The following is a 19,650-nucleotide window of genomic DNA, read 5'->3' as shown; positions in this document are numbered from 1 at the left end:
GTCCTCGATCGCCAATCCGCTGCCGCTGCATCAACAGAATGGACGAAAGTTAACACCGTCCGATCCGGTTTACAACCGGACTTGTGGGTAAAGCTCAGAACTCAAGGGGAGGGGCTCATCAGCTTCAGGTAACGGCACAAGGCATCGAGCGCCTGCCGTGGCCACGGCTCGTCCTTCAGCACTACACCAATCGGCCCCAGGCCGGAAAGCGAGCGGCGCTCCGCCAGCCGCAACGCGAAGCAAGGGTGTACCCCAACGTGTCGCAGATCAGCAATTCGAAGTCGCAGCAGAACAAGCGCGACAAGCCGGAGGCATCAGACACTCGCCCCGCACCCTGACGCTGCATGTCAGGGTGACCGAGCATCGCAAAAATGAAACCAGAACATGGGCCAAGGAGGAACGAGTAGATGAAAAGAGGAATTTTTGCCCTCGCCGCTATCTGTGCGTGTGGCGCAGCCGAAGCGCAATCGAGCGTAACGCTCTATGGCGTGGTAGACGCAAACGTCGAGTACGTTAACCACGTTGGCGCCGTGCCGTCGGCGACTAACGGATTCAATCCGGGCCAGGGCGGCAAGGTCATTCGCGAAGACGCCGGTGGATACTCCGGCTCGCGTTGGGGTCTTCGCGGCACGGAAGATCTGGGTGGCGGGCTGAAGTCGGTTTTCGTCCTTGAGAGCGGTTTCGCCAGCGATACCGGCAACATGCAACAGGGTGGCCGGTTGTTTGGTCGCCAGGCCTTTGTTGGCCTTGACTCGAAATACGGCCAGATTGCTTTCGGTCGGCAATACCATTCGTTGTTCTCCACGCTGGCCAACTTTATCCCGGCTCGATATGCCACCCAGTATGAGCCTACCGGCGTGATTGCCGGTGGCAACTTCCGTGAAGACAACGCGGTGAAGTACACCGGGGTGTTCGGGGGACTCACGGCAATGGCTAACTGGTCGTTTGGCGTAGGCACGACACTTCCGCAAGTCGCTGCCACCCTCCCGACTGCTGGTGGCAACGGTGAAGTGCCAGGGCAGTTCCGCCGCGACACGGGCTATGGTGCGGGGCTGAACTATCTTGCCGGGCCTTTCGGGGTAGGCATCGCCTATGACCAATGGAATCCGACGATCGGCACTGGCAGCGGTACCTTCAAGAAAGCTGCTGTCATGGCGAGCTACGCCCTCAATGGCACGGCGAAGGTGATGGGTGGTTACCGCTGGGGTCAGAACAAGAATCAGAACGGCGCGTTGATTCAACGTGACGATTTCTACTGGGTTGGCGGTCAATACCGATTCTCGTCGACGCTCGATTTCACGCTTGAGTACGACTACCAGAACGTGAAAAACCTGGGAGGTAACACCCACGTTGCCAACCCCTGGCAGATCGCCCTGATTGCAGACTACGCGTTCTCCAAGCGTACCGACATCTACCTCACCACGGCCTATTCAAAGAACGCTGGCCTGGCCATGGAATCGGCGGCAAGCAGTTTCGCCACCAGTCTTACGACGAATACTTACGTGCTTCCGAATGGCCAGACCTCGATGGTTGGCGTTGCTGTGGGTATCCGTCACGTGTTCTGAGGGCCGGCATAGTGACAACGTGTCATGCCCCTGTCGAAGTGGGGCTGGCACGTCGACCGCGGGTTACGGATCTCAAACGAGGCATTCCATTCTCGGGCGTTGAGCCCCGCATGCCGGGCTTTCTCGAACCGAAGCGCACCCAGGCCTTCCTCTCGCGCTTCGGGCCGATCCGTCCGCATTTCGCTCTGAAGTGGCACTTGCTGCGCGCTTCGCGCTACCGCAAACAGTTCGCCGCGCGCTTCCCGGCCTGGCGGGAACACACCGAACTCACCCGAAATCCGTCTGCCGCTTTCCGCGCAATGGGCACGTTAGCCACCAGTCCGGTTCGACTGTGCTGAGTTGACAGCACCGTTTGGTAGCACCGCTGCCCGTCAGGGCGGCGGTGGGAAGCGTCTCAGTAGTGAATGTCGCCTGGAATCCCGCCGCCTACCTGGATGGCATCGCCGTTGATGGCGACACTTAGCGGCGAGGCGAGGAAGGTCACGACGTTTGCCACCTCGCTGGCGTCGACAATGCGCCCGAGGGTGTTCCACGACGCGACGCGAGCCTCGGTGGCGGCGTCCGTTTGTTCCGTGCGGGTGGCGCCCGGATGGACGGCGGTGACATTGATGCCCTTCGGGCCCAGTTCGTCGGCCATGTTCTTGGTGATGGCTGCGACGCCCACATTGCGCAGGGTCGCCACCGGCCGGCCGGTGCGATAAATGGCGAGGCCGCCGACGTTGATGATTCGGCCCCAGCCGTTTGCGATCAGGTGCGGCGCTAGCGCCCGTGCCGTGCGCAGGTAGCCGATGACCTTGATGTTGATGTCTTCCAGTGCTTCCGCATCGACGATCTGCTCCAATGCCGTCGCTGGGGAGAGGCCGCCGGGCAGCGCTGCCGCATTGACCAGGATGTCGATGCCGCCCAGGGAACTGATAGCATGTTCTACCATGGCGTCAACGGACGCCTGGCTGGCAGTGTCGACCGTCAGTGTCATGACGCGGCGTCCCGTCTCGGCCGCAATTTCGTCAGCGGTCGTCTCCAGGGCCGCCTTCCCACGCGCGGCGAGCACCAGATCGACGCCCTCCCGGGCGAGCTGGTATGCAATCGCCTTGCCAATACCGCGGCTGCCACCGGTGACAATGGCGCGCTTGCCTGTCAGTTCCAAGTCCATGATTGCTCCCTGAATGGGTATGACATTTGTCGTGTTGTCGTTATCCCCGCGCTCGAACCGGATCAAGAGGCACCACTACAGCCGCGCGTGTACCGCCCCGGCAATCTGGTCGAACGCCTGGGAGAGCGCAAAAATGCCATGAATATTACGAGGCTGTCTTCCCACCATTCACGTGAAGGATCTGGCCCGTGATGTACGTGGACTGATCGGAGGCCAGGAAGATGATCGCATCAGCGACTTCTTCCGGCGTGCCGACGCGTCCGGCGGGAATGGTTGCGGCGACAGCCGCGATGCGATCCGCGCCACCGGCAATGCGTCCGAGCATGCCCGTTTCAATCGGGCCCGGGGCCACGGCATTGACGCGGACATTCGATGTGATGGCGTCGAGCGCCGCGGACTTGGTGAGGCCCTCGATCGCGTGCTTGCTTGCCACGTACATCGGATTGCGCGGGTTGCCGCGGCTGCCCATCGTGGAGGAGAGATTGACAATCGCCCCCCGCTTTTGCGAGATCATCGCGCGCAGCTCGTGCTTCATGCAGAGGAAGGTTCCAAGGACATTCGCATCGAAAACCGTCGTGTACGACTGGACTGTCTGCTCGACGATCGATCCCGGTGTTCCCTCCGTTCCGGCACTGTTCACGGCGATATCGAGGCATCCAAAGCGCTCGATGGCATGCCCGACAAGACGGATGACATCGTCTTCACGGCTGATATCGGCCGCCAGGAAATCCGCTTCCGCGCCCATCTGCCGCAGTTCCGAGATGAGGCTCTCTCCGGCAGCAGCGTTCCGCCCCGAACAGACCAGTCGCGCGCCTTTGGCTGCAAAGGCAAGCGCCGTCGCGCGGCCGATGCCAGCGGTCGCACCGGTAACCAGGACAACAGGATGAGACATGAGAATTTCCTTGGACGAGTTAAGAGAAGCTATTCATGAGCCTGGAGAAGATGCTTGGAACCACTGGCCGGCAGGGGAAACCTGCACTGTCAAAACGCGACAGCATTCTTGCCCTTCAGCTGAAGCATGTCACGCGCCTCGTCCGGCGTGGCAACCTCGAGGTTCAGCGATTTCAGAACGCCAACGACGCGCTTGACCTGCTCGGCATTGCTGGTAGACAGCCGGCCCGGACCCTCCCACAGCGAATCCTCCAGTCCGACGCGGACGTTTCCGCCCATGGCAGCCGCCATCGAGGCAATCGGCATCTGGCTGCGGCCGGCGCCGAGCACCGACCAGTAGTAGTCCTTGCCGAACAGACGCTCGGCGGTGCGCCGCATGTGCATAACGTCGTCGGGATGCGTGCCGATGCCGCCGAGCAGGCCGAACACCGACTGGATGAAGAACGGCGCCTTGAGGATGCCGCGGTCAGCGAAGTGCGCGGCGGTATAGAGATGACTGGTGTCGTAGCATTCGACTTCGAAGCGAGTGCCATTGTCCGCACACGACTCCAGGATGTAGCGGATCTCCTTGAACGTGTTGCGGAAGACGCGGTCCTCGGAGCCCTCCAGGTAAGGACGCTCCCAGTCGTGCTTGAACTCCTTGTGCCGGGCGACCATCGGATACAGGCCGAAGTTCATCGAACCCATGTTCAGCGAGGCCACTTCGGGCTTGAGCTGCAGCGCCGGCTGAAGGCGCTCCTCGACGAGCATGTTGGGGGCGCCGCCCGTCGTGAGGTTGATCACCACGTCGGAGCGAGCCGCGATGCGCGGAAGGAACTCGCGAAAGAGTGCGGGGTCCTGGGACGGCTGGCCATTCTCCGGCTTGCGGGCATGGAGATGGACGATCGAGGCGCCGGCCTCGGCTGCGGCAACAGCCTCGTCTTCAATTTCCTGCGCAGTAATGGGGAGATAGGGCGACATCGTCGGAGTGTGGATGCCGCCGGTCACGGCGCACGTCACGATAACCTTGCTCTGGGGTGCTGCCATGGTAGATGTCCTTCGTTCTCTGGCTGGGGAATGAATTGCTTTGTGCGACGGCGCAATGTTAGGGAACTTTGCTGTCGCTTGCCGCAGCCGCACGCTGAATGTCGCCAATTGGAAAGTAAATGTCCCAGCAGAGTAAGCACGGAAGCCGGGGACGCCAGATACTGGCCTGCAAGAACCCGGACACTGCACTGTCCGCGGATTCACCAGACTGGAGGAGGCATAGGAAATGAAGATCAGGCAAATCACCCCCGCCATCGGGGCCGAGATTTCCGGCGTCAACCTCGGCGAGGCGGCGCGCGATCCGGCGCTGTTCGCCGAGATCAGGGCGGCGCTGCTCAGGCACAGGGTTCTCTTCTTTCGCAAGCAGGAGATCACGCGTGCCGATCACGTGGCCTTCGCGAGCGGCTTCGGCAAGCTGGAAGACCATCCGGTAGTCGGCAGTGTTCCCGAACATCCGGGCCTGGTGAAGGTCTACCGGAGCGACAACCCGCACAGCTACGAGAACAGCTATCACTGCGACGGCCTCTGGCGCCCCAATCCGGCCATGGGGGCAGTGCTGCGCTGCATCGAATGCCCGGAGATCGGCGGCGACACCATCTGGGTAAACATGGTGAAGGCGTACGAGGAGTTGCCGGAGGAGATCAAGGGGAAGATTGACGGCCTGCGCGCCAGGGCCAGCATCGAACACAGCTTCGGTGCGGTCATGACGCCGGAAGACCGCGCAAAGCTGGCCAAGGATCATCCGCCGGTGGAGCATCCGGTGGTACGCACCCACCCGGAGACCGGGGAGAAGATCCTGTTCGTCGGCGCCTCGTTCACGACGCACTTCACCAACTACAGCACGCCGGCCAACGTGCGCTACGGCATCGACAAGTCGCCCGGCGCCTCTCTGCTGCTCAACTATCTGACCAGCCGCGCCACCATTCCCGAATACCAGGTGCGCTGGGCATGGCAGGAGGGCGACGTTGCGGTCTGGGACAACCGCAGCACGCAGCACTACGCCGTCAACGACTACTTTCCTGCACCGCGCAAGCTGGAGCGCGCCGGCATCGTGGGCGATATCCCCTACTGATTCGCAGGCAACAGGCACAGAAGAACGGTAAGACAACGGACCGCTCGCTGAGCGACGCTGCCACGCCCGGCATATATGCCGGGTGCACCGATGACTCCGCATTGGCCAATCACCAGCGCTGGCCGGCGGACGGTCTGACAGCATGGAGACCGCAATGAAATGCTTTACCCAGATAGTGCGCCAGGGTATGGCGCTTACGCTCGCCTTTGGCTCTCTGGTGCCGGCCATGGATGCGGCCCAGGCCGCCGAATGGCCAGGCAAGCCTGTGCGGATACTCGTAGGCGCGCCGCCGGGCGGTACCGCGGATATCGTGGCACGTCTGATTGCCCATGAACTGGAGGCTCCGCTTGGCCAAACTGTTATCGTCGATTACAAGCCTGGCGCGGGCGGCTCCATCGCCGTCCAGAGCATGCTGTCTTCGCCGCGAGACGGCTACACGTTCCTCCTGATCCAGAAGGGGATCGCCTCGGAAGTGCCTCACGTCGTCAAGGCACCATACGACCCGTTCAAGGACATCGTCCCGATTGCCCAACTCACGCAGTCCAGCCTCATTCTTGTCGGGAATCCCGGCCTGCGCGCGAAGAATCTTGGGGAGCTGGTCACGTACATCAAGGCGAACCCGGGCAAGCTCGACTACGCAAACTTCGGTGTCGGCACGCGTGGCCAGACGATGGGCGTGCAATTCAATCGCCTTGCCGGACTCGATGTGGGCACTGTGAACTACAAGGGTTCGCCGCCCGCACTGCAAGATGTCATGGGCGGACAAGTGCCTCTCATGTTCGACGGCCCGGCGACTTCGATGCCGTTCATCAAGGCCGGGAAGCTCAGGGCCTATGCCGTGGCTTCGCCCAGGCGGATGGCGGCACTGCCCAACGTTCCCACCTTTTCCGAGCTGGGATATCCCGATCTCCGCGACGTGAGCTGGATGGCGCTCTGGTCGGCGTCTGGCGTACCGTCAGCGGTGATCGCCAAAATGCGCGACGCTACGCTCAAGGTAACGCAATCGCCCGCGCTCCGCCCAAAGCTCGAGGGGATAGGGATGGAACCCGGCTCGCTGGCTACCACTGAAGAACTCTTGAAGGATGCGCACGAGTCCTACGAGCGCCAGGGCAAGCTGTTGCGCTCCATCAACTTCACTCCGGACTGACGGCGGCCGCGAAAGCAGCTGGCCAGGTTCGCTTCGCGAGCCGATGCCCGCCCGTCAGCCATTGCCGCTGCGCAAGCCGCACTGTGGTCGCTGCCGGCGGGCGGCGTTTTATTGACCCAACCGATCGCGTGACATCATGCGCGCCGAACCATTGGCGCTGGAAGCCGTGTTCACAAGGCGTGCCCGCAGGCACATGGGTTTCGAACACCATCCCTGGCGCACGGCGTTGGCTACCAACGCCGATCCACGCTCCGGCTCAAAGTTGCTGGACCAGTTCCTCTGCCAGCGGCCACGTTCCATATCCGTCAGCCGGTCCGAGATGCCCCACTTCCCCGGCATCGACGAAACGGCTGCCCCAGGCCTGCGCCAGCTCGCGGATTCGTTCGAACCTCCCGAGCGGATCATTGCGGCTCCCGACCACGATGCTCGGGAATTGCAGAGGGCGCCGCGGGATCGGGGTCCAGCCCTCCTCTGCCAGCGTCTGCGGATCCTTGTATCCGGCAGGCAACGGGCTGTCGTAGTCGGTCGGCCCGGCAAGTAGTACACCCTGCACGGCGCGCTCTGTCCCCTGTGCCCAGTGAACCGTGATCAGGCAGCCGACACTATGGGCAACCAGGATGACTGGCCCTGCAATGCCGCTTACGACACGGTCAAGGTTCGCCACCCGGGCACTGCGCAACCTCTTGTCCTGATCAATCTGGGGCACAATGCGCACCGCTCGTCCCTGCTGCTGCAAACGATCTGCCAGCAGCGATTGCCAGTGCTCCGGCATGTGATCGCGAAAGCCGGGAACAATCACAACCGTTGGCTGATTTCCGGATGTCATGGGATTCATTTTCCTCGTTTGGTTTGATGACTCGCCAGCGCTGCCCTGTCCGTCAGCGGGTACGGCCGATGGCTTTGGTTTGGAAGGCAGGGCCAAGCGCTTCTTCCCGTCGCGAGGAAGGTTGCATCACGTTCGACGTGACGATTCTCGATCAGGACTTCTCGCACCGTATCATCCTGCCTGGCGAAACATCCCGCTTTGCTTTGGGCGCCTTGAATTTGGCATTTGATGACAGCCATCCACTGATGCAGGACGCACGGGCTGCCCGGAGAGGATTCAACGCTTCACTGCGGCACCCGGAGTGGTCCCCGCAACCTTGCGAGGATGAACGTCGCGGGTTTCTCTCGCTTGACAATGCATGACAGGTATTTATGATGAACTGTCAATCTTCTGCGTCAATTCCCAATGTCGTTACTTGTCCGCGCCGCGGCCCTCACCAACTACAGCGAGGTCGCTCGTGCCGCCGGGCTGGACCCGGTGCGGATGCTGTTTGACGCAGGGTTAAGTCCGAGCGTGCTTCGCGAACCGGACCTCATGATTCCAGTCGAGCGTTACGGACGCCTGCTCCAGGCGTCCGCAATCATGTCAGGCAACGAGAGTTTCGGGTTGTGCATGGCCGAGTCGCGCCTGTTGTCCAATCTTGGGGCAGTAGGAATGCTGATCCGCGACCAGGCGACGCTGCGCGACTCGCTTGGCATGCTGATCCGCTATCAATCGGTGATCAACGGTGCTGTGTCGCTTGCGGTCGAGGAATGTGGCGGCCTGGTCATTATTCGCCAGGTGGTCATGGCTGGCAAAGCACATCAGCCAACGCGCCAAAGGGTGGAACTGGCGCTAGGGGTCATGGTGCGGTTGATACGCCAGCTCCTCAAGCCCGACTGGCAGCCGCAGCGCGTATGCTTCGAGCACTCGGCGCCGCGGGACCTTGGCACGCACCAACGGTTCTTTGGCCCTCACGTCGAATTCGATTGTGACTTCAACGGCATCATCTGCGCGAAGGCCGATCTCGATGCGCGCAACCCGTGGGCCGACCCGGCCATGGTGCGCTACGCGCAACAGCTGATAGACAAGTCGGCCATGTCGCAGCAGGCGACAATGCTTGAGGACGTGCGGCGCACGATCCTGTTGCTGTTGCCCAGTGGGCGCTGCAGCATCGAGCAGGTGGCCGAACACCTGGGCGTGGTGTGCCGCACGGTTCAGCGCCGGCTGGCGGAACAAGGGCAGAGCTTCTCGTCGATCGTTAGCGAAATCCGCACGGAACTCGCGACGCGCCATGTCATCGAGAGCGATCGTCCGCTGACTGAAGTGGCGACCCTGCTCGGTTTTTCTGCGCTAAGCGGATTCTCGCGCTGGTATCACGTGCAATTCGGTTGCAGCCCCAAGGAGAGCCGGGCCGCAAGCGGCACCGTCCGCCGAAAGCCGGCACCTTCGCGGGCGGGCAGGGCATAACCCTGGCTGAACTGATTTCGGGGGAGCCTCACCTGCTGCAGTGTTACCTCGCCACCAGCAAGTCGACAGCGCCCCCGTGCGCAGCCCGATTCATTCATCGAGCCGGATCTTTGCATCGGCCGCGATCTTCGACCAGACCTGCAGATCCTGGTTGACCGTTTCGCCGAACTGCACCGAGGTCTTCACAGGCGGCGGCCCAAAGTTCATGGTTTTCATCATGGCTGCGAGCTCAGGGGACGTCTGGACCTTGTTGACTTCATCGGCCAGCCTCTTCACGATCGCCGGGTTGGTGCCCGCCGGCGCGAACATGCCGAACCAGCCCACCGCATCGAACTTATAGCCCTGTTCACCCATGGTCTTGACGTTGGGGAACTGCGGTGCGCGCACATTGCCTCCGATGGCAATGGCGCGGACCTTTCCGGAACGCAGGAAGGGGACGGGCGCGGACGGATCGGTCCAGCCAATTTTCACGACACCTGAGGCAAGGTCGGTCAATAGCTGATTCGAGGTCCGATACGCGACGTGATCGGCCTTCATGCCGGTCTGCTTCTTGAGCCATTCCATCATCAGCTGCCCTGAAGATCCCATGGACCAGGTAGCGTAGCTGTACTTGTCCGGATTCGCCTTCACCAGCTGGATGAGCTCCGGCAAGTTGTGGACCGGCAGATCATTGCTGACCAGCAACATCACGCCACCCTCGGCCGTCTCGGCGATTGGAACCAGGCTCTTCTTCGGATCATAGGGGATGGCCTTCAGCACGGCTGGTGCGATGACCATGTTCGATGCCGTGGTGTAAAGGATCGTGTATCCGTCGGCCGGCGCCCTGACTACGGCGCTTGTCCCGATGACTCCACTGCCGCCTGGCCGGTTTTCAATAACGACTGGTTGCTTCAAAGATACCGACAGGCGTTGTGCCATCACGCGTGCCAGGGCATCGGTTCCTGATCCTGCCGACGACGCTACGATCATCTGAATCGGGCGCGTGGGCCAGGCTTCCTCCGCCTGCACCCACCCTGAAGCGCATAACGCCAGAAGCGCTCCCGTACCCAGCGTGACCGCAACCAGCTTTTGAATTCGTAATGCCATTGTCTACCTCCATGTACTTGTTTTGTTGACGATCGCTCAACCTCCGCTCTTTCCGCATGCGTCGCTCTGGCAGTAGTGCAACGATGACGGTTGAGCAACGCTGGCACGAAGCACAGTGCAATAAAGGCTGCGTGAGCCGTTGGCTAAAAACTGCATGAAACGAGAGCGAGGTCAGCCTCCGGCTTTGGCTAGCGCTACGAATCGTTGGCTAACCTCAGGAGAGTAAGTCCGCTTGCTTTTGGATCATGACGGACTCCTTTATCGCGAGATGCCAGGACTCGGGCCGATGAGGGGAACTTCAACTTCGGCTTGAGTGCGCCTCTGGAAAATGCTGGTCGACTCATGCAGGATGTGCTGTCAGTTCCCCCAAAGGTCATTACATGCATTCGGCCTTGCGCAGGAAGCCCTGATGGCCACCGTTACGATTGGGTGCGAAGCCATTCTTCTGAAGCGTCTCCTCCACGGTGTCGTAGAAGACCCCAAGCTGCAGGATCTCCCGGGTCTGCTGCGCCGTCGCAATGGGGCGGCCAAATTCGCCGGCGATACGCACCAGTTGCTTGATCTGCTCGACGGTGCTCATCTTGCCCGTGCGGGTCTGGTTCCAGAGTACGTCCTCGATGCCGCACCGCACATGCAGGCCCAAAGCCATGCCGATCATGTTGATGGGCAGCACATTCAGCACCGAGCTCTCCACCGTTACCACGGCTCCGTCCGGCACAGCGCGCAGAATGTTTGCCAGGTTGTAGATGTTCGCCTGATCCATGCCGCCGCTGATCGCCACCCAGTTCATCACCAGTGGGCCCTTGTAGACGCCGCGGCGAATCATCCGCTCAATCGTTTCAAAGCTGTTGATGTTGTAGCACTGAAACTCACTTTGGATTCCGGCGGCTGTCAGACGTCGAACGTGCTCCTCGAACCAGCTGGGATTCGAGGGCACGACCATGTCCTTGTAGGTCTCGTAGAGGTGCGGGAACCCCCGCGAAACGCCCTTGAAGTCATCCACACCAGCATGCTCCGTCACATTCATCTGCGAAGTGTTGACGGTCACCGTCACCTGGTCGGGCTTCGGGTCGAGTTCGGCCAGCATGTGCCGCGTGTCATCGCTAAGCCATTTGGCGCCCTGGCCCTCTTCAGGCGCGAAGCTGATAGAGCCTCCCACCTGGATGACCATTTCTGGACAAGCCTCGCGCACGCCGGCGATCAGTTCGTTGAACTTGGACAACCGCTTGCTGCCCTTGCCGTCTTCTTCGCGCACATGCAGATGCAGCACTCTCGCACCGGCTTCGTAGCAATCCACCGCTTTCTGGATCTGATCCGCCATGGTGACAGGGATGTCTTCCGGGAAGTCTGACGGGATCCAGCCCGGCGCATAGGGAGCGGCGGTGATGATCAGAGGCTGCTGGTTCTCGGGATACAGGTGGCCGTCAAGGAAGTTCATGTTGATGGATCTCCAGGTTGAGATGCGAATCTTGAGAATGTCGAATTGGATGAGAAAGCTGCTTCGTGCTGTCAGATCACGAAAATGGACGAGCCGGTGGTCTTTCGAGACTCGAGGTCCCGATGTGCCTGCACGGCATCCTCCAGCGCATAGCGCTGATTGATCCCGATGCGGATGCGGCCAGCCGCCACGTGGCCGAACAGCTCGCCGACCAGTTCCGCCTTCTCGGCGGGATCGGCGATATAGTCGGCCAGGCCCGGGCGCGTCAGGTATGCCGAGCCCTTGCGGGCCAGAATTGCGGGATCGAACCCGGTGACCGGGCCGGAGGCGAAACCCACGCACACCAGCAGGCCGCGGCGCTTGAGGGAGTCCAGCGAGGACATGAAGGTGTCCTTGCCCACGCTGTCGAAGACCACGTTCACGCCCACGCCATCCGTCAGTTCCCGCACGCGCTTGGCCACGTCCTCATGGCTGTAATTGATCGTGTGGTCACAGCCATGGGCGCGCGCGACTTCGGCCTTGGCGTCGGTGGAAACCGTTCCGATCACCGTCAGTCCCTGCAGCTTGGCCCATTGCGAAATGATCAGGCCGGCACCGCCTGCCGCGGCATGCAGCAGGATGGAGTCGCCCGCCTTGAAGGGCCAGATCCGGCGCATCAGGTAGGCCGCTGACAAGCCCCGCATGGTCATGGCCGCCGCGACTTCGCAACTGATTGCCTCCGGCAGCTTGATCAGCGGCTCGGCAGCGATCAGCCGCTCCGTGCTGTAGGCGCCCAGCGTGTTGGTAAAGCCCGTATAGGTCACGCGATCGCCGACCGCCAGATGGGTGACGCCGGCACCGACGGCCTCTATCACACCGGCGGCTTCGTTGCCGATGCCGCTGGGCAGCGGAATCTTGTAAGTGCCGCTGCGAAAGTAAGTGTCGGCAAAATTCAGGCCTACGGCCACGTGACGGACGCGGACCTCCCCCGGTCCCGGCTCACCCACACGGGCATCCTCAAAACGGAGGACGTCGGGCCCGCCTGTTTCGTAAAGCTTGACGGCTTTCGCCATGTCGTCTCCTGTTCTCTAATAAATGTGACAGCTCACCTGCGGCTTGCCGCTTGAGCTCGCCAAAGGACAAATCAGTGTCGTGACACAGTGGATCCGGCTGCAGAACATTTGCTATGGCGGCACAACAAAGCCGCCTGTGGCCTCTCCCGCGTAGCAAGAATGCTTAAGCGGGTTTTCAGGCGGAAGAGCGTCATCCGGAAAGGCCTTTGTATCCCCGCTAACCGGTTGATGTCTGAGCGTCCTTCGCGACGATTGAATCATCTGGCCTGGCGCAACTTTCCGCTTTACCGTGCATGCCTTGAACTTGCCCATAAATGACAAGGATCCGGTGGCGCAGGCGTGCTGAATCGTCAACTTCCGCAGCGTCGATTCGGGCGCATGCCAAAGCGACCCAGGGCCCCATGGGAATCTGCGCAAGACAGGTGTCGCGGCATCAGAGGCAGCCCGGCGATCCGCCGCGGGTCAAGGCCAGGCTGTTCAGGAAGTACACCGCCGGTGTGCCCGCCAGGCGCGGACGCGGTACGCTCATATCGGATGCGGGTATCGGATCCGAGGCTATGGCTATGTCAAGGAAGCCGGCATGGTGCGTACCGCCACCACGGCCGAAGGGCTACTGGCAGCCCATTGCGGCAGCTCGCCGGCCGCAGGCAAGGAGTAGCATATAAGTTTCCAGCGGCAGCGTGATAAGACCGCGCGTAACGGCCTTATTCCCTCTCAAGGCTGCGCAGGCACAGGCTCATCAGGCCCATGCGTCCGCGCACGCCCAGCTTGCGGAAAATGCTGGTGATATGGACTTGCGTGGTGGACGCGGCCAGGCCCAGGCGTCCGGCGATCTGATTTTCGGATGCCGCCGTCAGCAGCAACAGCAGCACCTTTTGTTCGTGTGGCTCGAGCGCGTCCAGCAATGCAGCCGGAATGAGGTGGTCGCACGCCGGTTGCCGCAGAGCCGTGACGTCGTGCGCAATACCAAGGCGCAATTGATGCAATTCCAGCCAGCGCGCCGACCAGGAGAGATGGATGTCGCTGCCATCGCGGTGCTGATACCGGTTCTCAAACCCCGTCCGCCTGTGCCCGGCCATCACTTCCCTGGCTTCCTTGAGGGTCTTGTCGCGGTCACGCGGCACCACAAGCTCGATCATTGACCGTCCGATGATCTCGGACTGCGAATAGCCCAACGTGTCAGTGCATATGGCATTGACGTATCTGATCTTCCCGGCCTTGTCGACCAGGAAGGCCGAATCCGGCAAGCTGTCCACCAGCGTAAGGACAGCGTCTTCTGCCAATCGCTCGATCATGTCTGCCAACCATGGGACGCAAAGTTTCTATCGCAACAATTATGGCGATCTTGCCACAGGAATGGCTTCACCGCTCCGGGCCATGCCATGCCACGCGCTTCTGCACTGGCCCAACGCACAGTTCTCGCACCATTGCGGTTTGTTGACCCCCCTCCAGCGGCGCCATACTGAGAACCGAGCATCCGCTGCGGCCGGGTAAGCGGTCCATGGCCTGGCTCTGCGCGAATTTCCGTTTTCGGCCTTGAACTATCCTGCACTGCCCATGGCAGGCCGACTTGCCTCGCCAGGTCACCAACATTCCCCGGAACATCTATACTCCATTCGATCTTTCACGATGAGGTGAACAATGGATTACGCTCCGGGCATCAGTCAGCTCGCCGGCCTGCTGGCCGACCCCGGCCGTGCCGCCATGCTGTGGGCACTGATGGACGGCAGTGCACGGCCGGCGGGCGAACTGGCGGTGATCGCCGGGCTGTCGGCATCTTCCACCAGCGGGCACCTGGCGCGGCTGAGCGAAGGCGGCCTGCTGGCTGTGGAAACGCGCGGGCGCAACCGCTATTACCGGCTGGCCGCGCCGGAGATCGGCGTGGCGATCGAGGCGCTGGCCTCGGCTTCGCTGGCCAGCCATCCGCCGCGGCTGCGCGCGGTGCCGGTGTCGCGCACCGCGCCGCCGGCGCTGCGGCAGGCGCGTACCTGCTATGACCATCTGGCCGGGGAACTGGCGGTGGGACTGTTCGAGCGGATGACCGACAGCGGCTGGCTGGTGGTCAGCCAATCCTCGGTGGACCTGAGCAACGATGGCACACAGGCAATGGCGCAGCTCGGCATCGACATTGAGGCGGCGCGCCGCAAGCGCCGGCAGTTTGCCTGCACCTGCCCGGACTGGAGCGAGCGCAAGCCGCATCTTGGCGGCGCGCTCGGCGCGGCGCTGCTGGAAAGCCTGCTGCAGCGCGGCTGGGTCGAGACCACGGCCACCTCGCGCGCGCTGCGCGTGACGCCGCGCGGGCAGCGCGAGATCGTGCGCATCGCGGCCTGATGCCCCACCCGAATCCCATTTCTTCCCTGGAACCGAAGAAGAGGAAGCACACCATGGCGACAGCACTCGACGAAGACACACAGGAAGCCGTCCGCAAATTCTTCACGCTGATCAACCTGGGCGACATCGCGCAGACAGAGGCGCAGCTTGCGCTGTTTGACGAAGCGCTGATGGATGCCGAGGACGACGACACCGAAGGGCAGGAACTGTTGTGGGTGATCCGCGAGGTAATCGACTGGCAGTCGGGCTTCTTCGTGGACGGGAAGGACTGCGAGTCCTTTATCGGCTGCCTGAACCAGCTATGCGAGCGCATGGACCTGGAGATCGACTGGGGCACCGACGATACCGGGGACGATGCCTTCCTGGACAGCACCAGCGTGGCGGAGCTGATGGAGCTGGCGCACAACCAGTTGCGCGTGGCCGGCTACACGCTGTGGAACTGGGACACCGGCGGCGATGCCTACGCAGGCTGGATCACGCGCAGCGAGGACGACGAAGACATGCTCGATATCGCCGAGACCCTGCGCCTCGATATCCGGCCCGGCGAGCAGCCTTACTGAGGCGCCGTCTCCCGCTTGCGTGCTGCCGGCCGCCGCGCTTCCGGCACGCCCAGCGTCTGCTCCAGCACGTCGAGGAAGACACGCACGCTGGCCGGCATCAGCTTGCGCGCGGGCATCAGCACGTAGACCTTTAGCGGCGACGACGTATAGGCCGGCAGCACGCGCACCAGCTGCCCCTGCTCCACCTCCTCGTGCACGAACAGCGGCGACAGCCGCGCCACGCCGAGCCCGTCGATGGCCGCCTTCAGGCGCAACTCGGCGTTGTGCGTGCAGATACGCGGCTCTACATCCAGGCGCGCGGTTTCCACACCGTCGCGCAGGAATTCCCAGTAGCGGTCATCGGCATTGCCGAGCGTGGGCCAGCCGGCCAGGTCCTGTGGCGTGCGCGGCAGCCCGCGTGCGCGGATCAGGGCGGGTGCGGCGAAGATGCCGCGCTCGATCAGCACGACGCGCTTGCTGGCAAACGAGGTGTCGTGCAGCCCGGTGTTGGTCATCACGAACGCCAGGTCGTAGCCGTGCCGGATCAGGTCGGGCTGGTCCCAGCTGACATCGACCTGCACGCGCAGCCGCGGATGCAGCTTGAGCAGCCGGGTCAGGCTTTGCGACAGATGCTGTGAGCCGACTTCATAGGGGGTGGAGATACGCAGCACGCCGCTCACTTCATCGCTGACGGATGCCGCCTCGGCGCTGATCTCGTGCAGCTCGGCGAACAGCGGCGCCACGCGATCGTACAGTCGCTGGCCGCGCTCGGTGACGCGGACCCGCCGCGTGGTGCGCTCGAACAGGCGTACGCCAAGCTGGCCTTCCAGCCGCGCCACCGCGGCGCTGGCCGATGACTTGGGCACCTCGGCCAGTTCGGCCCCCTGGGTAAAGCCGCCGCCTTCGACCACGCGGCAAAAGATTTCCCAGTCCTTCCATTCGATTGTCTTCACGGGGCGCCCTTTCTTCGAGACGCGCCACCGGCAGCAAGGCCTTGGGGACAGGCGGGGGCGCGCTTGCCGCGCGATTGTCCCACAGCGCGAACAATGATGCTTGTGTGCGCTATGCACGGCTTTTCAAGTCATGCCCAAATACTTTCTTGACAATTTACATCGTAAATATACAGTGTAAATCATTCGCGAAACGCAGCATTGGGGAGCCACCCGGCACTCCCGCACCTCATGGCCAAGAAAAACCTTTCCGAGTCCGAGATCGCAGCCTTCAAGGCACGCCTGTGCGCGGTGGCGGAGCGTCGTTTCGCCGAGGGCGGCGTCGACAGCGTCACCATGCGGCAGCTGGCGAACGAACTCGGCTGCAGCCCGATGACGCCCTACCGCTACTTCCGCGACAAGGACGAGATTTTGGCCGCGGTGCGTACTGCCGCCTTCGACCGCTTTGCCGATGCGCTGGAAACGGCCGGCGCCGGCATCACCGATCCGCATGAGCGTGCCCGCGCCACTGGCCGCGCCTATCTCGACTTCGCCTTCGGGCAGCCCAATGCCTACCGGCTGATGTTCGACATGTCGCAGCCTGACGACGACCGTTATCCCGACCTGGCGCGCGCCGGCGAGCGGGCCCGCGCCACCATGGGCGGCAATCTCGAACGCATGGCCGAGGGCGGCCAGGTGCATGGCGACCCGGAGGTGCTCGGCTACGTGATCTGGGCCGCCATTCACGGCCTGGTGGTGCTGCGCCTTGCCGGCAAGCTGCCCACGAAGCCGGATTTCCAGACGCTGCACAGCGAGATGATGCGGCTGCTGGTGGCGGGCATGCGCACGCCGCCAGCAGCCGCGCCCGCCAGCCCTGCCGCCACAACCGACCCACGGAGGAAAGCGAAATGAGCCAGCCGTTCCCGTCCACACCCTACCTGTCGGGCAACTTCGCGCCCATCCTGATGGAATGTGACGCGCACGACCTGCCGGTGGCCGGCAGGCTGCCGCGCGAGCTGCGCGGCACGCTCTATAGCAACGGCCCCAATCCGCAGTACGCGCCGCGCGACGCGGACTATCACTGGTTTATCGGCGATGGCATGGTCCACGCCTTCGAACTGGAGGACGGCCGCGTGCACTATCGCAACCGCTGGGTGCGCACCAACAAGTTCAGGCTCGAACGCGCCGCCGGCCATGCGCTGTTCGGCAGCTGGGGCAATCCTGCCAGCACCGATCCCGCCGTGCAGGACCAGGAAAACGGCGTCGCCAACACGAATATCGTCTGGCATGCCGGCAGGCTGCTTGCACTGGAAGAAGCGGATCTGCCGGTCGAACTCGATCCGCGCGAGCTGTCCACGCACGGCAACTGCACCTATGGCGGCAAGCTCAGCGGCGCCGTGACCGCGCATCCGAAGATCGATCCGGTCACCGGCGAGATGGTGTTCTTCACCTACGCCGCCGACGGCCCCTTCTCATCCGGCATGCGTTACGGCGTGGTCAACGGCGACGGCCAGCTCACGCGGCTGGAGCATTTCGAGACGCCCTATGCCAGCATGGTCCACGACTTCATGGTGACGCAGCATCACGTGCTGTTTCCCGTGCTGCCGCTCACCGGCAGCATGGAGCGCGCCATGCGCGGCGAGCCGGCGTACGCGTGGGAGCCACAGATGGGCGCGCATATCGGCATCATGCCGCGCAATAGCAAGCCGGGCGCGATGCGCTGGTTCCGCGGCGAAGCGTGCTACGTGTTCCATGTCATGAACGCATGGGAGGAAGGCACCAGGATCTACGCCGATGTCATGCAATACGACACCCCGCCGCTGTTCAATCCCGACGCCGGCGGCCCGGGCAGCCGCGCGCGGCTGTGCCGGTGGACCTTCGACCTGGCGGCCGATACCGACAGCTTCACCCGCACCTGGCTCGACGACACGCCCGGCGAATTCCCGCGCTTCGACGAGCGCTTCGCCACGCTGCCCTACCGGCATGGCTACTACGCTTCGCGCCAGCGCGACACCAGCCTCAAAGGCACCTACGACACCCTGATTCACCTTGACCTCACCACCGGCAGGCGAAGCGAACACGCGTTGCCGGAGGGCGATGCGGTCTCCGAACCCGTTTTCGTGCCACGTCATGCGCAGAGCGCGGAAGGCGACGGCTGGCTGCTTGCCACCGTATTTCGCGGCAACGAACATCGCAGCGACCTGGTCGTGTACGAGGCCGGCGCTGTCAACGACGGACCGATTGCCACCGTGCAGCTGTCGCACCGCGTGCCGTTCGGCTTTCATGGCAACTGGCGTCCGGCGGACTGATCGCGCCGCGCCTATCCAATAAGCAAGAAGGAGACTGACATGGGCATGTTGACCGGACTGGCACCGTTTATCGCATTCTTCCTTGGCATGCGGCTGGCATCGCCGGTGGCGGGGCTTGGCGCGGCGTATATGGTGTCGCTGCTGTTGTGCCTGCGCATGTGGCAACGCAAGGAATCGCTGAAGGTGCTGGAGGTCGGCAGCCTGACGCTGTTCGGCGGGCTGCTTATCTACACGCTGCTGGCCGCCCCCGGGTGGACGGTGGCAACGGTACGGCTGGCAGTGGATAGTGGCTTGCTGGCGATCGTGGTGATCTCGCTGGCGATCGGCAAGCCGTTCACGCTGCAATATGCCAAAGAGAGGGTGCCGCAGGAGTTCTGGAGTTCGCCGCGCTTCCTGGCTGTGAACCGCCATATCACGCTGGCGTGGGCGGCAGCGCTGGCGGTGATGGTGGCGGCGGATGCGGCGGCGGAGTATGTGCCGGCGATTCCGTTGTGGGTGGAGGTGGCGGGGACGATCGTGGCATTCGCCGGGGCGATCCTGTTCACGGTCAGGTATCCGGCGGAAGTCAGGAGGGCGGCGGGGGTCTGAGAAGGCATTTCGGAAGTGAGGGGATGGATCGGCACGTGGTTGCGCCCCTGGCCAGGAATCGCTTCCGAAGAACGTTTGACTCCGCTTAGTCATTCCCTGGGCAGGCGGGAATCGGGCGTCTTTTGAAGGGCTTTCGCCGGATCGCGGTTCGGGGTTCTTGGATGCTCTGCTGTTTCGCCGGCGTAGCCGGCGACTCCCTTTTTGACTGCGCCAAAAAGGAAGCAAAAAGCGCCTTCTTGCCCGCCGGGC

Annotated in this window: 19 protein-coding genes and 2 pseudogenes; 11 read left to right on the top strand and 10 right to left on the bottom strand. The window is 62.8% G+C overall.

Annotated features, from left to right (window positions below):
- Positions 1-113: 113 nt before the first annotated feature.
- A pseudogene (locus RM96_RS39020) lies at positions 114-239 on the bottom strand (AraC family transcriptional regulator ligand-binding domain-containing protein); the annotation flags it as partial.
- A gap of 168 nt (positions 240-407) precedes the next feature.
- Here RM96_RS39020 and RM96_RS28875 point away from each other — a divergent pair.
- Complete coding sequence (locus RM96_RS28875) at positions 408-1,565, top strand: porin (RefSeq protein ID WP_039015161.1); 1,158 nt, start codon at positions 408-410, stop codon at positions 1,563-1,565.
- Between the two features lie 101 nt (positions 1,566-1,666).
- Positions 1,667-1,903 (top strand): annotated as a pseudogene (locus RM96_RS28870) (hypothetical protein); the annotation flags it as partial.
- Positions 1,904-1,959: 56 nt separating this feature from the next.
- On the opposite strand, the gene RM96_RS28865 reads toward RM96_RS28870, so the two are convergent.
- From RM96_RS28865 to RM96_RS28855, 3 genes are all read right to left on the bottom strand, one after another.
- The gene (locus RM96_RS28865; protein ID WP_238587459.1) at positions 1,960-2,784 is read right to left on the bottom strand and encodes an SDR family NAD(P)-dependent oxidoreductase; all 825 of its coding nucleotides are present in this window, start codon (positions 2,782-2,784) and stop codon (positions 1,960-1,962) included.
- 79 nt (positions 2,785-2,863) lie between these two features.
- Positions 2,864-3,610 (bottom strand): SDR family NAD(P)-dependent oxidoreductase, encoded by a 747-nt coding sequence (locus RM96_RS28860; protein ID WP_039015159.1) that lies wholly within the window; start codon positions 3,608-3,610, stop codon positions 2,864-2,866.
- An 89-nt stretch (positions 3,611-3,699) separates the two neighbouring features.
- On the bottom strand, positions 3,700-4,635 hold the full coding sequence (locus RM96_RS28855) for a 3-keto-5-aminohexanoate cleavage protein (protein ID WP_039015158.1): 936 nt from the start codon (positions 4,633-4,635) through the stop codon (positions 3,700-3,702).
- Positions 4,636-4,861: 226 nt separating this feature from the next.
- Between RM96_RS28855 and RM96_RS28850 the strand changes: the two genes are divergently transcribed.
- Both RM96_RS28850 and RM96_RS28845 read left to right on the top strand, forming a co-directional pair.
- Positions 4,862-5,707 (top strand): TauD/TfdA dioxygenase family protein, encoded by an 846-nt coding sequence (locus RM96_RS28850; protein WP_039015157.1) that lies wholly within the window; start codon positions 4,862-4,864, stop codon positions 5,705-5,707.
- A 154-nt stretch (positions 5,708-5,861) separates the two neighbouring features.
- Positions 5,862-6,854: a Bug family tripartite tricarboxylate transporter substrate binding protein gene (locus RM96_RS28845; RefSeq protein ID WP_039015156.1), complete on the top strand. Its 993-nt coding sequence runs from the start codon at positions 5,862-5,864 to the stop codon at positions 6,852-6,854.
- Between the two features lie 256 nt (positions 6,855-7,110).
- Here RM96_RS28845 and RM96_RS28840 read toward each other — a convergent pair whose 3' ends face one another.
- Entirely contained in the window at positions 7,111-7,680 is a 570-nt protein-coding gene (locus RM96_RS28840) for an RBBP9/YdeN family alpha/beta hydrolase (RefSeq protein WP_082016755.1), read from the bottom strand.
- Between RM96_RS28840 and RM96_RS39015 the strand changes: the two genes are divergently transcribed.
- Both RM96_RS39015 and RM96_RS28835 read left to right on the top strand, forming a co-directional pair.
- Positions 7,674-8,042 carry a hypothetical protein gene (locus RM96_RS39015; protein WP_152624231.1) on the top strand — a complete coding sequence of 123 codons (369 nt, stop codon included), beginning with the start codon at positions 7,674-7,676 and terminating at the stop codon, positions 8,040-8,042. The two genes, RM96_RS28840 and RM96_RS39015, sit on opposite strands and share 7 nt — an antisense overlap.
- A gap of 43 nt (positions 8,043-8,085) precedes the next feature.
- Entirely contained in the window at positions 8,086-9,129 is a 1,044-nt protein-coding gene (locus tag RM96_RS28835) for an AraC family transcriptional regulator (protein ID WP_039015154.1), read from the top strand.
- 90 nt (positions 9,130-9,219) lie between these two features.
- On the opposite strand, the gene RM96_RS28830 is transcribed toward RM96_RS28835, so the two are convergent.
- The 4 genes from RM96_RS28830 to RM96_RS28815 form a co-directional block, all read right to left on the bottom strand.
- Positions 9,220-10,215, bottom strand: coding sequence for a Bug family tripartite tricarboxylate transporter substrate binding protein (locus RM96_RS28830; RefSeq protein ID WP_039015153.1), 996 nt, complete (start codon positions 10,213-10,215; stop codon positions 9,220-9,222).
- A gap of 376 nt (positions 10,216-10,591) precedes the next feature.
- Entirely contained in the window at positions 10,592-11,653 is a 1,062-nt protein-coding gene (locus tag RM96_RS28825; RefSeq protein ID WP_039015152.1) for a 3-keto-5-aminohexanoate cleavage protein, read from the bottom strand.
- 71 nt (positions 11,654-11,724) lie between these two features.
- On the bottom strand, positions 11,725-12,705 hold the full coding sequence (locus RM96_RS28820) for a quinone oxidoreductase family protein (RefSeq protein ID WP_039015151.1): 981 nt from the start codon (positions 12,703-12,705) through the stop codon (positions 11,725-11,727).
- 704 nt (positions 12,706-13,409) lie between these two features.
- Positions 13,410-14,000, bottom strand: coding sequence for a PAS domain S-box protein (locus RM96_RS28815; RefSeq protein WP_193752545.1), 591 nt, complete (start codon positions 13,998-14,000; stop codon positions 13,410-13,412).
- A 346-nt stretch (positions 14,001-14,346) separates the two neighbouring features.
- Between RM96_RS28815 and RM96_RS28810 the strand changes: the two genes are divergently transcribed.
- Both RM96_RS28810 and RM96_RS28805 read left to right on the top strand, forming a co-directional pair.
- Complete coding sequence (locus RM96_RS28810) at positions 14,347-15,036, top strand: ArsR/SmtB family transcription factor (RefSeq protein ID WP_039015150.1); 690 nt, start codon at positions 14,347-14,349, stop codon at positions 15,034-15,036.
- Between the two features lie 53 nt (positions 15,037-15,089).
- Positions 15,090-15,596: a DUF6630 family protein gene (locus RM96_RS28805; RefSeq protein ID WP_039015149.1), complete on the top strand. Its 507-nt coding sequence runs from the start codon at positions 15,090-15,092 to the stop codon at positions 15,594-15,596.
- Here RM96_RS28805 and RM96_RS28800 read toward each other — a convergent pair.
- Entirely contained in the window at positions 15,590-16,528 is a 939-nt protein-coding gene (locus RM96_RS28800; RefSeq protein WP_039015148.1) for a LysR family transcriptional regulator, read from the bottom strand. The two genes, RM96_RS28805 and RM96_RS28800, sit on opposite strands and share 7 nt — an antisense overlap.
- A gap of 228 nt (positions 16,529-16,756) precedes the next feature.
- Here RM96_RS28800 and RM96_RS28795 point away from each other — a divergent pair, with 228 nt between their 5' ends.
- Genes RM96_RS28795 through RM96_RS28785 form a run of 3 tightly spaced genes read left to right on the top strand, consistent with a single transcriptional unit; the run spans position 16,757 to position 19,401 of the window.
- Positions 16,757-17,416, top strand: coding sequence for a TetR/AcrR family transcriptional regulator (locus tag RM96_RS28795; RefSeq protein WP_039015147.1), 660 nt, complete (start codon positions 16,757-16,759; stop codon positions 17,414-17,416).
- Complete coding sequence (locus RM96_RS28790) at positions 17,413-18,813, top strand: carotenoid oxygenase family protein (protein ID WP_052279815.1); 1,401 nt, start codon at positions 17,413-17,415, stop codon at positions 18,811-18,813. The genes RM96_RS28795 and RM96_RS28790 overlap by 4 nt, the downstream gene beginning before the upstream one ends.
- 39 nt (positions 18,814-18,852) lie before the next feature.
- Complete coding sequence (locus tag RM96_RS28785; RefSeq protein WP_039015146.1) at positions 18,853-19,401, top strand: hypothetical protein; 549 nt, start codon at positions 18,853-18,855, stop codon at positions 19,399-19,401.
- The last annotated feature ends 249 nt before the right edge of the window (positions 19,402-19,650 follow it).

Source organism: Cupriavidus sp. IDO, from assembly GCF_000812465.1.
Lineage (GTDB): Bacteria > Pseudomonadota > Gammaproteobacteria > Burkholderiales > Burkholderiaceae > Cupriavidus.
Note: the sequence above shows the minus strand (reverse complement) of the source record. Positions and strands in the feature narration are given on the sequence as shown.

Bases quoted from the DNA above. Each gene is read 5' to 3' on its own strand.
- RM96_RS28805 (WP_039015149.1), top strand. From the start codon at position 15,090: ATGGCGACAGCACTCGACGAAGACACACAGGAAGCCGTCCGCAAATTC.
- RM96_RS28785 (WP_039015146.1), top strand. From the start codon at position 18,853: ATGGGCATGTTGACCGGACTGGCACCGTTTATCGCATTCTTCCTTGGC.
- RM96_RS28795 (WP_039015147.1), top strand. From the start codon at position 16,757: ATGGCCAAGAAAAACCTTTCCGAGTCCGAGATCGCAGCCTTCAAGGCA.
- RM96_RS28845 (WP_039015156.1), top strand. From the start codon at position 5,862: ATGAAATGCTTTACCCAGATAGTGCGCCAGGGTATGGCGCTTACGCTC.
- RM96_RS28815 (WP_193752545.1), bottom strand. From the start codon at position 14,000: ATGATCGAGCGATTGGCAGAAGACGCTGTCCTTACGCTGGTGGACAGC.
- RM96_RS28820 (WP_039015151.1), bottom strand. From the start codon at position 12,705: ATGGCGAAAGCCGTCAAGCTTTACGAAACAGGCGGGCCCGACGTCCTC.
- RM96_RS28825 (WP_039015152.1), bottom strand. From the start codon at position 11,653: ATGAACTTCCTTGACGGCCACCTGTATCCCGAGAACCAGCAGCCTCTG.
- RM96_RS28830 (WP_039015153.1), bottom strand. From the start codon at position 10,215: ATGGCATTACGAATTCAAAAGCTGGTTGCGGTCACGCTGGGTACGGGA.
- RM96_RS28810 (WP_039015150.1), top strand. From the start codon at position 14,347: ATGGATTACGCTCCGGGCATCAGTCAGCTCGCCGGCCTGCTGGCCGAC.
- RM96_RS28860 (WP_039015159.1), bottom strand. From the start codon at position 3,610: ATGTCTCATCCTGTTGTCCTGGTTACCGGTGCGACCGCTGGCATCGGC.
- RM96_RS39015 (WP_152624231.1), top strand. From the start codon at position 7,674: ATGTCATGGGATTCATTTTCCTCGTTTGGTTTGATGACTCGCCAGCGC.
- RM96_RS28850 (WP_039015157.1), top strand. From the start codon at position 4,862: ATGAAGATCAGGCAAATCACCCCCGCCATCGGGGCCGAGATTTCCGGC.
- RM96_RS28840 (WP_082016755.1), bottom strand. From the start codon at position 7,680: ATGACATCCGGAAATCAGCCAACGGTTGTGATTGTTCCCGGCTTTCGC.
- RM96_RS28875 (WP_039015161.1), top strand. From the start codon at position 408: ATGAAAAGAGGAATTTTTGCCCTCGCCGCTATCTGTGCGTGTGGCGCA.
- RM96_RS28855 (WP_039015158.1), bottom strand. From the start codon at position 4,635: ATGGCAGCACCCCAGAGCAAGGTTATCGTGACGTGCGCCGTGACCGGC.
- RM96_RS28790 (WP_052279815.1), top strand. From the start codon at position 17,413: ATGAGCCAGCCGTTCCCGTCCACACCCTACCTGTCGGGCAACTTCGCG.
- RM96_RS28835 (WP_039015154.1), top strand. From the start codon at position 8,086: ATGTCGTTACTTGTCCGCGCCGCGGCCCTCACCAACTACAGCGAGGTC.